General features: G+C 70.2%; 12 protein-coding genes. 9 read left to right on the forward strand and 3 right to left on the reverse strand.

Translation table 11 applies throughout. The annotated features are described in order from the left end of the window. The first annotated feature begins 33 nt into the window (after positions 1-33). From AB0M35_RS17840 to AB0M35_RS17850, 3 genes are all read left to right on the forward strand, one after another. On the forward strand, positions 34-1,365 hold the full coding sequence (locus tag AB0M35_RS17840) for an MFS transporter (protein ID WP_363746520.1): 1,332 nt from the start codon (positions 34-36) through the stop codon (positions 1,363-1,365). A gap of 103 nt (positions 1,366-1,468) precedes the next feature. Further along, positions 1,469-2,935 carry a PQQ-binding-like beta-propeller repeat protein gene (locus tag AB0M35_RS17845; RefSeq protein WP_363746522.1) on the forward strand — a complete coding sequence of 489 codons (1,467 nt, stop codon included), beginning with the start codon at positions 1,469-1,471 and terminating at the stop codon, positions 2,933-2,935. Positions 2,936-3,103: 168 nt separating this feature from the next. Further along, the gene (locus AB0M35_RS17850) at positions 3,104-4,765 is read left to right on the forward strand and encodes a fumarate hydratase (protein WP_363746524.1); all 1,662 of its coding nucleotides are present in this window, start codon (positions 3,104-3,106) and stop codon (positions 4,763-4,765) included. Between the two features lie 59 nt (positions 4,766-4,824). Here the strand turns inward: AB0M35_RS17850 and AB0M35_RS17855 are convergent, their stop codons facing one another. Continuing rightward, complete coding sequence (locus AB0M35_RS17855) at positions 4,825-7,245, reverse strand: hypothetical protein (RefSeq protein ID WP_363746526.1); 2,421 nt, start codon at positions 7,243-7,245, stop codon at positions 4,825-4,827. A gap of 164 nt (positions 7,246-7,409) precedes the next feature. Between AB0M35_RS17855 and AB0M35_RS17860 the strand changes: the two genes are divergently transcribed. After that, positions 7,410-8,819: a class II fumarate hydratase gene (locus tag AB0M35_RS17860; protein WP_363746528.1), complete on the forward strand. Its 1,410-nt coding sequence runs from the start codon at positions 7,410-7,412 to the stop codon at positions 8,817-8,819. Between the two features lie 100 nt (positions 8,820-8,919). Here AB0M35_RS17860 and AB0M35_RS17865 read toward each other — a convergent pair whose 3' ends face one another. Further along, positions 8,920-9,183 (reverse strand): hypothetical protein, encoded by a 264-nt coding sequence (locus AB0M35_RS17865; RefSeq protein ID WP_363746530.1) that lies wholly within the window; start codon positions 9,181-9,183, stop codon positions 8,920-8,922. Positions 9,184-9,860: 677 nt separating this feature from the next. Here AB0M35_RS17865 and AB0M35_RS17870 point away from each other — a divergent pair. From AB0M35_RS17870 to AB0M35_RS17880, 3 genes are read left to right on the forward strand one after another with little or no spacing between them, the layout of a single operon-like run. Continuing rightward, positions 9,861-10,673, forward strand: a complete 813-nt coding sequence (locus AB0M35_RS17870) for a helix-turn-helix transcriptional regulator (RefSeq protein WP_363746532.1) — start codon at positions 9,861-9,863, stop codon at positions 10,671-10,673. Continuing rightward, entirely contained in the window at positions 10,664-10,846 is a 183-nt protein-coding gene (locus AB0M35_RS17875; RefSeq protein WP_363746534.1) for a DUF397 domain-containing protein, read from the forward strand. The genes AB0M35_RS17870 and AB0M35_RS17875 overlap by 10 nt, the downstream gene beginning before the upstream one ends. Position 10,847: 1 nt before the next feature. Then, entirely contained in the window at positions 10,848-11,243 is a 396-nt protein-coding gene (locus AB0M35_RS17880; RefSeq protein WP_363746535.1) for a TIGR03618 family F420-dependent PPOX class oxidoreductase, read from the forward strand. Positions 11,244-11,327: 84 nt separating this feature from the next. Here AB0M35_RS17880 and AB0M35_RS17885 read toward each other — a convergent pair whose 3' ends face one another. Then, positions 11,328-11,873, reverse strand: coding sequence for a CGNR zinc finger domain-containing protein (locus tag AB0M35_RS17885; RefSeq protein WP_363746537.1), 546 nt, complete (start codon positions 11,871-11,873; stop codon positions 11,328-11,330). Positions 11,874-11,957: 84 nt separating this feature from the next. Here AB0M35_RS17885 and AB0M35_RS17890 point away from each other — a divergent pair, with 84 nt between their 5' ends. Both AB0M35_RS17890 and AB0M35_RS17895 read left to right on the forward strand, forming a co-directional pair. Beyond that, positions 11,958-12,917, forward strand: a complete 960-nt coding sequence (locus AB0M35_RS17890; protein ID WP_363746539.1) for an EamA family transporter — start codon at positions 11,958-11,960, stop codon at positions 12,915-12,917. A 123-nt stretch (positions 12,918-13,040) separates the two neighbouring features. After that, complete coding sequence (locus tag AB0M35_RS17895) at positions 13,041-14,717, forward strand: S8 family serine peptidase (RefSeq protein ID WP_363746540.1); 1,677 nt, start codon at positions 13,041-13,043, stop codon at positions 14,715-14,717. The last annotated feature ends 137 nt before the right edge of the window (positions 14,718-14,854 follow it).

Below are 14,854 nucleotides of genomic sequence, written 5' to 3' on the forward strand. Positions count from 1 at the left end.
AGCGGACCGGGACCTTCGAGCAGGCTGGCCGCCGTGACCGACACGCGTACGCCCGTCCTCGACCGGCCTGCGACCTTCGGCGACGTCTTCGCCGTCGCCGAGTTCCGGGTGATCTTCGGCAGCTTCGGGATCTTCATGATCGGCGAGACGGTGAAGATGCTCGCCCTCTCCGTGCTGGTCTACGAGCGCACCGGCTCCGGGCTGCTGGCCGCGCTGGCGTACGTGACCGGGTTCCTGCCGCACGCGCTCGGCGGGGTGTTCCTGCTGGCTCTGGCGGACCGCTGGCCGGCTCGTGCCCTGATCGTCGGGTACGACCTGCTCCGGCTGGCGGTGGTGGCGGTGCTCGCCACCGGTCTGCTGTCGCCGCCGGTGATGCTCGGGCTGGTCGCCGTCGTGGCGCTGTTCGGCCCGGTGAGCGGTGCCGCGCGTACCGCGCTGCTGCCCGAGGTGCTGCACGGCGACGCGTACGTGCTCGGCCGGTCCCTGCTCTCGGTGGCTGCCGGGGGTACCCAGGTGGCCGGGTTCGCCGTCGGCGGCCTGCTGCTCGGGTTGGTCGGCCCCTACGGCGCGCTCTGGTTGACCGCACTGACCTGCGGCCTCTCCGCGCTGCTGGTGCGTCTGGGCCTCACTCGCCGTCCCGCCCGGGTACGCAGCGCGCCACCCCCTGCCGCCCCCGCCAGCGTGGGACCGGCCTCCGGCAGCGTGGGACCGGCCTCCGGCAGCGTGGGACCGGCCTCCGGCCGCGTGGGTCGGGTCGCCGGGAGCAGGGGCGGTGCCGTTCGGGAGACGTTGCGGGTGAACCGGGAACTGCTCGCCGATCGCCGGATCCGGGGCCTGTTGCTCGCCCAGTGGCTACCCGGCTCGCTGCTCGTCGGGGCGGAAGGGGTGGCCGTGCCGTACGCGGCGGACCTGGGACCGGGAGCGAGTGCCGGCGTGCTGCTGATGGCCGGTGCGGGCGGGATGCTGGTCGGTGACCTGCTGGTGGGCCGGTTCGTGGCACCGGCGCGCCGGGAGCGGTGGACGCCGTGGCTCGCGCTGCTGCTCGGCGTACCGATGTTGGCGTTCCTGGCCGGTCCCGGGCTGGTGCCGGCGGCGGCGCTGTTCGCGGTGGCCACCGCGGGCTTCGCCTACCAGCTCGGACTGGCCCGGCGTTTCCTCGACGCGGTGCCCGAGGCGCGTCGGGGTCAGGCGTTCGGGCTGGTCAGTACGGGGATGATGGCGATGCAGGGGCTGGCGGCGGCGGGTGCGGGCGGGCTGAGTGAACTGCTCGCGCCGGGGGTCGTGATGGCGGTGGCCGGTGCCGCGTCGATCGCCGCGACGCTGACGCTGTGGCCGGTTCTGAAGCCGGCCGCTCGCGGGAGTTAATAGGGGGCCCTTCTACTACCGGAGACGTTAATAAGGTGCCCTTCCTTTCACGACACGCGGTGGGGTGCGGGCGGCGGGGGGTGCGGGTGGCTACCGTGTTCCGGTGGCGAAGGGCAGTGGCCTCGGCGTGCGTGGCTGGCTGCTGCTTGGCCTGACCACGGTCGTCGTGTTGGCCGCGACCGGAGTCTGGAACCCTTTTCCCGGGATGTGGGACTGGGTGAACCGGCGGTCGCCGATCTCCGAGCCGGACGTCCTCTGGCAGCAACGTATTGGTGGCACCCCGCGCAGCGTGACGATCGCGGGGGAGACGGTGGTCGTCGAACAACGCACCCGGGTCGAGGCACGCAGCCTGGCGACCGGCGCCCAACTCTGGGAGCGCAAGGCCGACTGGAGCGCGGTGGCCGGCGGCGGCGCCGAGGCCGTGGTCGCGGTCGGCCGCCTGCTGGTCAAGGGGTACGAGGTACTCGACCCGACCACCGGCGTGACCCGTCGGCGCGACAACGATGCGGTGGCCGTCTGGACCTACCGCAACCTGTTGCTCGACGCGCGTTGTGTGGAGGCCACCGACTGCACCCTGAGCGCATGGGAACCGCGTGGCGTCGCGCCGCTGTGGACCGCCTTCCTGCCCGGCATCAGCAGCGGCCTGCTCGCCGACAACCCGAACCTGCTCGACACCCGGCGGCTCACCAGCGCGCGGATCGACGGCGAGGTGGCAGGCCCGGAAGCCGCTCCGGCGCTGCTCGGCTTTCCCGTCGACGGGCGGGTGCACGTGGTGGACACCGCCACCGGTCGGGTGTTGCAGGACGTGGAGCCGGGGCGCGACGAGCGGCTCGCGGTGATCGGTGGCCGTTTGCTGCGCATCGTCGCCCGATCCCAGGACGGCAACTGCTACTTCACGATCTCGGGCCGGGACGCGGCCACCGGCCAGGAGACGTGGCAGCGTGCCGGGCTCAACCTGCGTACCGCGGACAGCGCCGGGTGTGTGCAGCGGGAGGACCCGTACGGCGCCCGCAACGTGCTGGTCGGGGTCGCACCGGACGGCCGGGAGGCGGTCCTCGACGGGTACGACGGCCGATTGCTGCTGGCCACCGAGAACTCCGAACGGGTGCTGGCCGTGGACGACCGGTACGCGGTGGTGCGTACCGCCGGTCGTGACGGGCTCTCCGGCCGCGAACTCAGCTCCGGTCAGGTCCGGTGGAAGCGGCCGAGCGGTGAGAAGGCGGGTGCGGCACTGACCCCGTACGCGGTTGTCATCGCCGACGAGAAACCGAACCGGCTGGTGGCCCTGGATCCGCGTACCGGTCGGGAGTTGGTCGGGCTGCGGACCTCCGCCAATGCGCTGGCGGTCGGCCCGGCCGGCATGGTGATCGGCGAGGGCCGGGAGATCGGGTACGTCCGGTTCGGTGCGGGGAACGGCAACCCGGCGCGCAACGGTGGCCCGGCGCGTAGCGGTGACCCGGCGGGCGACGGGGGCGTACCGGGGCCGGCCGGCAGCGCCGGGGTGCCCGGCCCACAGGACAGTTGTGGGCCGAAGAACGAGTTGTGCACCGCACCTGATTCCGGCAAGTGACACCCCCACCGGTCGGCAACAGGGTGAGCGTCACCACCCCACCCGGTGGGTAGGAGTGATCGGACCTTCTGCCCTAGGCTTTGCCGTCATGAGCGAGCGTCAGCGAGCGAATCACGGGTGTAGTGCGGTGGTGCCTCACGGCGGCACGGAGCGCAGCGGAGTGCCGGCATGAGCACGGACTTCTCGTACGCTCCGCTGTTGCCGACCGGGCCGGACCAGACGGAGTACCGCCTGGTCACCGACGAGGGTGTCGACGTGGTGAACGGTCCGGGCGGCCGACGGTTCCTCACCGTGGACCCGGCCGCGTTGACCGCGCTGACCGCCGAGGCGATGCACGACATCGCCCACTTCCTGCGGCCGGCGCATCTGGCCCAGCTGCGGTCGATCATCGATGACCCGGCGGCCTCGCCGAACGACCGGTTCGTCGCGCTGGACCTGCTGCGCAACGCCAACATCGCCGCCGGCGGGGTGCTGCCGATGTGCCAGGACACCGGCACCGCGATCGTGATGGGCAAGCGTGGCCGGCACGTACTCACCGACGGCAGCGACGCCGAGGCGATCTCGCGCGGTGTGTGGCAGGCCTACACCCGGCTGAACCTGCGCTACTCCCAGCTCGCCCCGCTCACCATGTGGGAGGAACGCAACACCGGCAGCAACCTGCCCGCCCAGGTGGAGCTGTACGCGGAGGACCCGGACGGGTATCCGGACGCGTACAAGTTCCTCTTCATGGCCAAGGGCGGCGGCTCGGCCAACAAGTCGTACCTCTACCAGGAGACCAAGGCGCTGCTGAACCCGACGCGAATGATGCAGTTCCTGGAGGAGAAGCTGCGCCTGATCGGCACCTCGGCCTGCCCGCCGTACCACCTGGCCGTGGTGATCGGCGGCACCAGCGCCGAGTACGCCCTGAAGACCGCCAAGTACGCCTCCGCGAAGTACCTCGACGCGCTGCCCACCTCCGGTTCGATGACCGCGCACGGCTTCCGTGACCTGGAGTTGGAGGCGGAGGTGCTGGAGCTGACCCGTAACTTCGGCATCGGCGCGCAGTTCGGCGGGCGCTACTTCTGCCACGACGTCCGGGTGGTGCGGCTGCCCCGGCACGGCGCGTCCTGCCCGGTGGCGATCGCGGTGTCCTGCTCGGCGGACCGGCAGGCGGTTGCCAAGATCACCCCGTCGGGCGTGTGGCTGGAGCGACTCGAAACCGACCCGGCCCGCTACCTGCCCGAGGTCACCGAGGCACAGCTGGACACCACCGAGGTGGTACGCGTCGACCTGAACCGGCCGATGGACGAGATCCGCGCCGAGCTGTCGAAGTACCCGGTCAAGACCCGGCTGTCCCTGACCGGCCCGCTGGTGGTCGCCCGGGACATCGCCCACGCGAAGATCGCCGAGCGGCTGGACGCGGGCGAGTCGATGCCGCAGTACCTCCGCGACCACGCGGTCTACTACGCCGGCCCGGCGAAGACCCCGGAGGGCTACGCCTCCGGCTCGTTCGGCCCGACCACGGCCGGGCGGATGGACGCCTACGTGGAGAAGTTCCAGGCCGCGGGCGGGTCGATGGTGATGCTCGCCAAGGGCAACCGGTCCGCTCAGGTGACCCGCTCCTGCGAGCAGCACGGCGGCTTCTACCTCGGCTCGATCGGCGGCCCGGCCGCCCGGCTGGCCCAGGACTGCATCAAGCACGTCGAGGTCCTGGAGTACGCGGAGCTGGGCATGGAAGCGGTCTGGAAGATCGAGGTGGAGGATTTCCCGGCCTTCATCGTGGTCGACGACAAGGGCAACGACTTCTTCGCCGAGGTGACCAAGCCGGTCCTCACCATCGGCCGCCGCTGACCACACCGACACGACGAGGGGCGCCGGGCGGAAGCTCGGCGCCCCTCGTCGTTCCGGGGTCAGCCCTGGTAGTTGACGTAGAAGTAGTAGTAGTCCTCGCCGGACGTGATGCCCGACGCGGTCCTGCTCGACACGTACAGGTAGTGGCCGCCGTCGTACTGTGGGGTCAGCGTGATCGTCGCGGTGCCGTCGGCACCTGCCGCGACCGTCCGCTCCTCGTTGTTGTACCGGTAGACGAACTCGGTGGTGCCGGGCATCTGCGCGGTCAGCGTGAACTGACCCGGGACGTTCGGGCCGCCTCCGCCGGTGGGCGGGTAGTCCGAGCTGCTGACCGTCGGCGCCAACCGGTTGAGGACGAGAGCGTGCTCGGCTTCGTCCGAGACGATCGATCCCATCGTGGCGCGTACGGTCAGCCGCACCCAGCCGGAACGGTCAGCAGGGTAGGACTGCGGCGTCCAGTTGATCGTGGCCACCCCATCGGCGCCTGCGGTGACCGTCCGCTCCTCTTCGCCCTCGAAGGTGTAGACGTACCCGGTCACGCCGTCGCGGGCCGGGCGGAAGGTGAACTCACCGGCGACTCCCGGCCCGCCGCTCTGCTGGTAGATGGGATAGTCAGCCGATTCGATCGTCGGTGCCCAGGACGTTGCTTCGAAGTACGCCGAGGCGTTCTCGGAGACGGTGCCGTCGGCGGTTCGGCTGTAGACCTCCATCCAGTGGAATCCGCCGAAGGTGGTAGTGAAGGTCACGCTCGCCGTACCGTCCGCCTCGGCCGCGACCGTCCGTTCCGGTCCGCCGGCCACCGACCAGACGTACTCGGTCACGCCGGGCATGCCGGGGCGGAAGACGAACGTGCCGGGGGTACCGACGAGGGCGCCCTCGCCGCCTCCGATCGGGTACTGCTCGGACGAGACGGTGGGCTCGGTTGCCAGGTAGAACTGCAACTGCGCCTCGCCGCTGGGCAGCCCGCCGGAGGTCCGACTGGTCACGGTGACCCGGTTCCAGCCGGAGCTGCGGGGAGTGACCGTCACCGTGGCGGTGCCGTCCGTCCCTGCCGGCACGGTGGCCGGATCGCCGTCGTTGAGCCGGTAGGTGTACTCGACCACGTCCTCCATACCGGGCGTGAACGTCAGCTCGCGGGGTTCGTCGATCGCGCCGTCCGGATTTCCGTCGGTGATCCGGGGCGCGGTGTCGCGCACGGTGAACTCGTAGGTCGTCTGTGCCGAGCGATTGCCGGTGTGGTCGGCGGCCTGTACGTACAGCCGGTTGGAGTGGCTGCGCGTCGGCGCGTGGCTGATGGTGGCCAATCCCGACTCGTCGGCGGCCACGTATGAGGTCGGGCCGCTTGGGCCGTAGTAGTAGCCGGCGATGTCGTCCGCGCCCGGCGCGGAGAGGTGGAAGGTGCCGGGAATGCCCGGACCGCCGTGACCTGGCTGGCTCCAGCCGGACGGGTAGTCGGTGGAGGTGACTGTCGGAGCCGGCGGTCGCACCGTGTCGACGGTGAACCGGCACTCCGGGGACCAGTCGGAACTGGCGTGCTGGTCGGCGGCGCGGACCGAGAAGGCGTACGTGCCGCCGTGGACCATCCCACCCTCCGGCACCGTGTAGCTGATGCGGCGTGGCGCGTAAGTACTGTAGGACGTCCACTCGGTGCGCTCGGTGGGCCGATCGGCCGGCCACCAGGCGAAGGTGGCGGTGACCTGATCTCCGGCGGACCCGTCGACTCTGTCCGGGTCGGTGACCTGGGCGCTGAGCACCGGCCCGGTGGTGCCGATCAGCCGGCCTTCCGCGCAGGCTAGACCGGCGACGGTCAGTGCGCTCGGCACGTCGGGTGCGGCGTTGGACTCGATCGAGATGCCCAGCGGCGTGATCCACCGGCTGAGGCGCTTGTTCTTCTCATGCTTCCCGGCGATCCGGGCCATCAGGGTGAGGCTGTCCTGACCGTCGGCAACCGCTTGGCGCAGCGTTTCGGTGAGATCGAGTTCGAGGTAGCTGGCCGGGCAGGCGGGGGAGTTGAAGACGTCACCGCCCCGCTCGTACACCCGGGGCGCGGTCTTCCAGGTCGGCGGCTGAGCCGGCGTGGCAGTACGCCAGATCTCGATCTTGCGGGGCTGCGCGCAGTCGGTCACCGACGATTCGCCGGTGACCCCGTACGCCTTGATGATGTCCTTGCCCTGATAGGGCGTGAGGTCGAAGGTGAAGTACGCCCGGGAGGTGTGCTTGCCCTCGTCGGAGGCCCAGGTGCCGACCGGCACCCGGTCGGTGGTGCCGACCGGAAATGCCACGGTCGGCTGCTTGGCGTCGGTGTAACTGATGCTCGTCGGGCGTTCGAACCTGGTCGTGCCGGCGACCGCTGGCGTGCTGCTGACGAGCACGGCGACCGGCACGGTCAGCAGAGCGGCCGCACCAGTGATGAGGAGTCGGCGCGGTTCACGCCGCTGGCTTGCGATACGCGCGCCGGTGGTGCCCCCGTCGTTCTGCAATGTGTAAACCTCTCGATCGGAGTGACGAAATTTCGAAAATTTTAAAAGGATCACTGTCTGGGCTGCCAGGATTTTAGGCGGAGGCGTCTCGCGGCCGGTTGCCGGTTGGTCTGGGATCGAGCGGCTGGGGCGAACATCTGCACGTCCACGCCGGGCGGGGCAGGATGGGATGCGTGACGACTCCAGAGACGACGGGCTACCGGATCGAACGCGACTCGATGGGCGAGGTGGAGGTGCCCGCCGATGCGCTGTGGCGGGCCCAGACACAGCGGGCGGTGCAGAACTTTCCGATCTCGGGTCGAGGCATCGAGCCCGCCCAGATCCGGGCGCTGGCCCAGATCAAGGGGGCGGCGGCCGAGGTCAACGGCGATCTGGGCGTGATCGACGCGAACGTGGCCGCGTCGATCGCCGCAGCCGCCGCGCACGTGGCCGACGGTGGGTACGACGACCAGTTCCCGGTGGACGTCTTCCAGACCGGCTCCGGCACCTCCTCGAACATGAACACCAACGAGGTGATCGCCACCCTCGCCGGCCGGGAGTTGGGCCGGGACGTGCACCCCAACGACGACGTCAACGCCTCGCAGTCCAGCAACGACGTCTTCCCGTCCTCGATCCACCTGGCCGCCACCGAGGCCGTCGTCCGGGACCTGCTCCCGGCGCTGGACCATCTGGCCAACGCGCTGGAAGCCAAGGCCGGTGAGTTCGAGACCGTGGTCAAGGCGGGGCGTACCCACCTGATGGACGCCACGCCGGTGACCCTGGGCCAGGAGTTCGGCGGGTACGCCGCCCAGGTCCGCTACGGCATCGAGCGGCTGGACGGGGTGCTGCCCCGGCTGGCCGAGCTGCCGTTGGGCGGTACGGCCGTCGGTACCGGCATCAACACCCCGCTCGGCTTCGCCGCCGCCGTGATCGAGAAGCTGCGCGACTCCACCGGGCTGCCGTTGACCGAGGCACGCAACCACTTCGAGGCGCAGGGTGCGCGGGACGCGCTGGTGGAGGCCTCGGGCCAACTGCGTACCGTCGCGGTCGGGCTCTACAAGATCGCCAACGACATCCGCTGGATGGGGTCGGGCCCTCGGGCCGGCCTGCGTGAGCTGCGCATTCCCGACCCCCAGCCCGGCTCGTCGATCATGCCCGGCAAGGTCAACCCGGTGGTCTGCGAGGCGGTCCGGCAGGTCTGTGCGCAGGTGATCGGCAACGACGCGACGGTGGCCTTCTCCGGCTCGCAGGGCGACTTCGAACTCAACGTGATGCTGCCGGTGATGGGCCGCAACCTGCTGGAATCGATCCGGTTGCTGGCCGCGTCGAGCCGCCTGCTCGCCGACCGCTGCGTGGTCGGCCTGGTCGCGGACGCCGAGGTCTGCCTGTCGTACGCCGAGGGTTCGCCGTCGATCGTCACGCCGCTCAACCGCTACCTCGGGTACGACGAGGCCGCCTCCATCGCCAAGGAGGCGCTGGCCAAGCAGACCTCCATCAAGGAGGTGGTGATCGCTCGTGGGCACGTCGCATCCGGCAAGCTCACCGAGGTCCAACTGGAGGAGGCGCTCGACCTGCTCCGGATGACCCACCCCTGACCGTCCCTCAATCCGGTGTCGGTGGGTTGCCGGCTGCATTCCGGCGGAATGGCGGTATCCACTCGCCGTTGACACCGCCGTTTCGCCGAAACGGTGTGGATCAACGTGGTACCCAGGCGAGGAAGCGGGCGAAGAGCGCGGCCGGGTCCGGGCCGTCGTCGGGGTGGAGGCGACACAGGTCGGCGGTAGCCTCGTGCAGCACCTCGCAGAGGTACACACTGAGCGCGATCCGGTCGTGGGCGTACTCGGCGACGAGGCCGAGCCGCGCGTTGGCACAGGGCCAGGGTGCGGCGCAGACCCGGCAGAGCCACAGTGGACGCAGCGGCAGGTGCGGTCGGGCCGGCGCGACCGGGCCGGTCACCACCGTCCTCCATTGGCCCGCCAACCCTGCGCAAGGGTCAGCCACCCTGCCCTGCCGACCTGTGGGTTCGCCACCGTCGGCTGATTCCAGTGCCGTTTGTGGGATGCCCGTCCTGGTCGGCGGGGGGATTCGCGGCTGGCGGTTCGGGGCCAGTGTGGCGAATTTCGTGCGGTTGGTGCAGGTGGCACGGCGGGTTCGGTTGGCACTGTCGCATAGCGGTCCGGGCAGTTGCGCCAGCGCAGCCCGCAGGAGCAGTAAGCACGCAGCCCGCGCCAGATCCGGCGGTGCCGGGGCGCGAGAGGTATCGGGCGCTGGTTGCGGGCCATCCGGAACGTCCGGAAGAAGCGGGGCCGCCAAGCGGATCGGAACATGGCGCAGCCTTCCGTTCGAGCTGTGGTCGGGGTTGGGCTGGGGGCGGATCGGCGCCGGGCCGGGTTGGGCTGAGCTGATCGTGTGCCTGCGCCCGGGTGGTGGGACCGCCGGCCGGGGGAGCGGGCGGTCCCACCTCGACGTCGCGGCTCGGGGGGATGAGCGGCGAGCGTCGCGCTTCACAGTCTGCTGAAGTGACCGTTACGGTCGGAAGGGTTTGGCCGTGCTGTCGGAGGCCCACTGTGGCCGGGCCGGGTTGCCGGTGGCGGTGCGCTGTAGTCGATCAACCGGCTCCTGGAGGGCGGCTGGACATGGCCAGTGGGCAGATGACAGCGGCGGCGTTCCTGGTCGCGGAGCTACGTCGGGCGCGGGTGCGGCGCGGCTGGAGTCAGGAGGACCTGGCCAAGGCCGTCAACTACTCGCCGTCCATGATCAGCGCGGTGGAGTTGGGGCAGCAGCCACCCACCCCGAAGTACCTGGAACAGTTCGACAAGGCCCTCGACACCGGCGGTCTCTACGGCCGCATGCTCACCGACCTGGTGGCCCTAGACAAAGCCCAGGTCTGGCTGCGCGGCTGGCGGGCGATCCTCGAAGGAGCGGACGAGCTGCGGTGGTTTGAACCATTGCATGTGCCGGGCCTACTCCAGACCGAGCCCTACGCTCGCGCGGTCTTCGCGGCGGACGACTCGCTGACGCGCGCGGAGCGCGAGGAACGGCTAGCGGATCGCCTGGCGAGCCAGGGCGTCGTCTGCCAAGAGGATCCACCCCGCATGGTGGTGGTGATAGATGAATCAGCTCTGAGACGCCGAGTGGGTGGCCGCAAGATCATGTTTGAGCAGACACAACACCTGGTCCGGCTGGCTACTGATCATCCGTCGCTTCGGCTTCTTGTGGTGCCGCAGTCCGCTGACGAGTATCCGGGGCTCAACGGGCCGTTCATGCTCGCCACGCTGCAAGACGGGACTGTGGTGGCTTATCTGGGCGGCCAGATCGGTGGCCGAGAACTTGATCGACCATCGGATCTGTCAATGCTGCAACGGGTTTGGGAGGCTACCCTTGGCGCGGCCCTGCCAGCGCAGGAGTCAGTCGAGTTGCTGAAGGAGATTGCCGAGTCATGGGGCTGAGCGGTGCGCAGTGGCGCAAGAGCAGCCGCAGCGGTTCCAGCGATCAGTGTGTCGAGGTGGCGACGAACGTTTCTGGGGTGGTCGGGGTGCGGGACAGCAAGGATCCGGCGGGGCCGGTGCTGACCTTCGACCCGTACGCCTGGCGGGTTTTTGTCGCTGCGCCGCCGCGCTGACGTGATCACCGTTCCTGGCGCGGAGGTGTTGGAGCGGTTGGACCGGGAGCGCGTCGTCTGGCTCTGCACGCTGCGGCCGGACGGCTCGCCGCATCTGACGCCGGTCTGGTTCCTGTACCTCGACGACGTGTGGTGGATCGGCACCGCCGAACGCAACCGGAAGGTCCGCAACATCGCCGCTGATCCCCGGGTCTCGCTGGCGCTACCGGACGGGGACGCGCCGGTCGTCGCGGAAGGCTCGGCGAGCATCGTCCGTCAACCCTTCCCGTCCGCCGTGGTCGAGGGCCTGCGGCACCGGTACGACGGTTGGGATGTCACTGTGGACAGCCCGGACGGTCGGTACGTGCTGCTCCGGATCGCGGTGACCCGCTGGTTGATGGCCGGACGCGCCCACTGACTCCGCACCAGGGCGTCTTTGGGTACGTTTCTTGCTGCCCTGGCGACAAGAAACGTACCCAAAGCTGATTGATGCCTGGTGGGCTCAACTGCGGGCGGCGGCCTTGCGGGCGCGGTAGGCGCTGACCGCCGCCCGGTTGCCGCAGCCGGCCTCGCAGAATCGGCGCGACCGGTTCTTCGACAGGTCGACCAGCACGTTGTCGCAGTCGGGGTGCTCGCAGGTGCGCAGCCTGCGCAGCTCACCGCCGCGAACCACGTCGGCGATCGCCATGGCCGCCTCGACCGCCATCCTGGTGGCCAGCGGTGCGTCCCGAGGCACGGCGTGCAGATGGTACGGCTCGTTGTCGTGCGTGATGAGTTGCGGCAGGGCGCGGTGCTCGCGGAGCAGGCCGTTGACGATCGAGACGATCTCGTCGACGTCGGCGTACCAGATCCGGCGCAGCCGGGGGCGCAGGGCGCGTACGGCTCGCAGTTCGGCCTCGGTGTGTTCGTGGCGTCCGGTGTAGGAGTGGGCGGTGAAGAAAGTGTTCAGGGCGTCCACGTCGGGCAGCCCTTCGTCGCCCTGGCCGTCGGTGTTGACCAGCGCGGCGACGGCGATCAGGGAGCACTCGGTGTCATGGGCGAAAAGCAACTTGACTCCTGTCGTGGCCTGACTCTAGCGTCATCGGTGTAACCCTAGTTTGCCGATGTCGAGGCGTTTGTGCCAAGGAGAGTCATGCGTCAATCACCCGTTGCCGGTGCCGGCCTCGCGCTGGCCCTGCTCTCCGCGGTCACCTTCGCCACCTCGGGCACCTTCGCCCGGTCGTTGATCAACGCCGGTTGGTCGGCCGAGTCGGTGGTCATCGCCCGAGTCGGCCTCGCCGCCCTGGTGCTGGCGACACCCGCGTTGCTCGTCATGCGCGGCCGGTGGCCGGTGTTGCGTCGCAACCTCGCCTCGATCGGTGTCTTCGGGCTGCTGGGCGTGGCGGTCGCCCAGGTCTGCTTCTTCAACGCGGTGCGCTATCTGCCGGTCGGCGTCGCGCTGCTGCTGGAGTACCTCGGCATCATCCTCGTCGTCGGGTGGACCTGGTTGGTGCAGGGGCAACGCCCTCGCCGGCTGACCGTGGCCGGCTCGGTGGCGGCACTGGCCGGCCTGGTCTTCGTGCTCGACCTGGCCGGTGCGGGGCGGCTCGACCCGATCGGGGTGCTCTGGGGGCTGGGCGCGGCGGTCGGGCTGGCCGGGTACTTCGTACTCGCCGGGCGGGTCGACTCCGCGCTGCCCTCGGTGGTCATGGCCAGCGGCGGAATGGCCGCCGGGGCCGTAGTGCTGCTGCTGCTCGGCCTGGTCGGCGCGTTGCCGCTGCGGGCCAGTTTCGGCGCCGTGCAGTTCGCCGGGCAGGAGATGAGCTGGTTGGTGCCGATCGCCGGCCTGGTGCTGGTGGCGGCGGTGATCTCCTATCTGGCCGGGATCGCCGCGGCCCGCGTCCTGGGTGCCCGGATGGCCTCCTTCGTCGGGCTCACCGAGGTGATGTTCGCGGTGCTGATCGCCTGGCTGGTGCTGGGGGAGCTGCCCACGGTGGTCCAACTGTTCGGCGGAGCGTTGATCGTCGCCGGGGTGGCACTGGTCCGCATCGACGAGCTGCGTGCGCCCGTCGCGGCCGAGCAGGAGAGGGCGGTCGAGCCGGCCCTGAGCTGACGACCCAGCTAGCGCGGCTTCCGGCTTAAGGGATTCTTCGCGTATTTCCGACGGCGGGATGGCGAAACGCCATGCGTTGATGTCTGATGGCGCCACGTTCCCTCAACGAGAGGATTCGATGTGGTGAGCAAGCGCTTCACCGTCGGTGTCATCGCGACCGCGGCGGCACTGGCACTCACGGTGACCGGCATGGGCGTGCCCGCTGGTGCCGAGCCGTCCGGCGTTGCCCGGACCTTCACCGTGGTGGCGGAGGACGGGGTCTCCGCCGACGCGGCCATCGCCGCGATCCGGTCGGCCGGCGGGACCGTGGTGTCCCGCACCGACGAGGTCGGTGTCTACCAGGTGACCAGTGACCGGGCCGACTTCGCGACGAAGGCGACCGCTGCCGCCGCGCTGATCGGCGCCGCCGAGGAGAAGGCCATCGGCCGTAAGCCGAAGCTGGACCGGGTCGAGCAGGAGCACCTGCTCGCCGCCGCCGGCAAGGGTGCGGGCAAGCAGCGCGGCAAGAAGCTGGACCCGCTGGACGACAAGCTCTGGGGTCTGGAGATGATCCGGGCCGACAAGGCGCGCAAGATCGAGCCGGGCGACCGCCGGGTCACCGTCGGTGTGCTGGACACCGGCGTCGACGCCAGCCACCCGGACATCGCGCCGAACTTCAACTGGGCGCTGTCGCGCAACTTCGCCCCCGACATCCCCGAGATCGACGGGCCGTGCGAGGTGGCGAGCTGCCTCGACCCGGCCGGCACCGACGACGGCGGGCACGGTACGCACGTCGCCGGCACCATCGGCGCCGCCGCCAACGGCTTCGGCCTCTCCGGCGTGGCCCCGAAGGTGTCGCTGGTCAACCTCAAGGGCGGCCAGGACTCCGGCTACTTCTTCCTGAACCCGGTGGTCAACGCCCTGCTGCACGCCGGCAAGTCGGGCCTGGACGTGGTCAACATGTCCTTCTACGTGGACCCGTGGCTCTACAACTGCACGGCGAACCCGGCTGACTCGCCCGAGGCGCAGGCCGCGCAGCGGGCCACCATCCAGGCCATGAAGCGGGCGCTGACCTTCGCGCACAACCGGGGCGTCACCCTGGTCGGTGCGCTCGGCAACAACCACGAGGACCTGGGCGACCCGCGTACGGACACCTCCAGCCCGAACTACGGTGACGTCGCGCCGTACCCCCGCGAGATCGACAACAACAGCTGCTGGAACCTCCCCACCGAAGGGGCGCACGTCATCAGCGTCTCGTCGGTCGGGCCGTCCGGTAAGAAGGCGGACTACTCCAACTACGGCACCGAGCAGACCGCCGTCGCCGCGCCGGGCGGTTGGTTCCGGGACGGCTTCGGCACCGACACGTTCCGTACCGACGCCAACATGATCCTGTCCACGTACCCGTTGAAGGTCCTCCAGGAGGAGGGCACGGTGGACGAGGACGGCAACATCGTGCCGGGCGCCGAGACCTTCGTGTTCAAGGAGTGCAAGGCCAACGGGCAGTGCGCTTACTACACGTACCTTCAGGGCACCTCGATGGCCGCCCCGCACGCCTCGGGCGTGGCCGCGCTCATCGTGAGCCGGTACGGCAAGCCGCAGGGTCGGGGTGGCTTCGGCCTGGCGCCGGACGTGGTCGAGCGGCAACTGCTCCGCACGGCCGCCGAGCGTGCCTGCCCCGAGCCGAGGTTGCAGACCTACACCAACGAGGGCCGTCCGGTCGAGTTCGACGCCTACTGCGCCGGCTCGCCCGACTTCAACGGCTTCTACGGCCACGGCATCATCGACGCGTACGCCGCAGTGACCACCCCGCTGCGCCGGTAAGCGCGGCGGCGCGTCCGCCGCGCGTGGGCGTGCGGGCGCCGCGCGCGGGCCGTGCGGGGCAAGTTCGCCGTTTCGCCGGAGTGGCGGTTACCCAGTGTCTGGGTGACCGCCACTTCGCCGTAACGGAGCGGATCATC

The sequence above is a fragment of the Micromonospora sp. NPDC051196 genome (genome assembly GCF_040682415.1).
Taxonomy (GTDB): domain Bacteria; phylum Actinomycetota; class Actinomycetes; order Mycobacteriales; family Micromonosporaceae; genus Micromonospora.

What these genes read in the sequence shown, in the direction of transcription:
- AB0M35_RS17850 (WP_363746524.1), top strand. Translation starts at nt 3,104, where the DNA reads ATGAGCACGGACTTCTCGTACGCTCCGCTGTTGCCGACCGGGCCGGAC.
- AB0M35_RS17860 (WP_363746528.1), top strand. Translation starts at nt 7,410, where the DNA reads ATGGGATGCGTGACGACTCCAGAGACGACGGGCTACCGGATCGAACGC.
- AB0M35_RS17870 (WP_363746532.1), top strand. Translation starts at nt 9,861, where the DNA reads ATGGCCAGTGGGCAGATGACAGCGGCGGCGTTCCTGGTCGCGGAGCTA.
- AB0M35_RS17875 (WP_363746534.1), top strand. Translation starts at nt 10,664, where the DNA reads ATGGGGCTGAGCGGTGCGCAGTGGCGCAAGAGCAGCCGCAGCGGTTCC.
- AB0M35_RS17890 (WP_363746539.1), top strand. Translation starts at nt 11,958, where the DNA reads ATGCGTCAATCACCCGTTGCCGGTGCCGGCCTCGCGCTGGCCCTGCTC.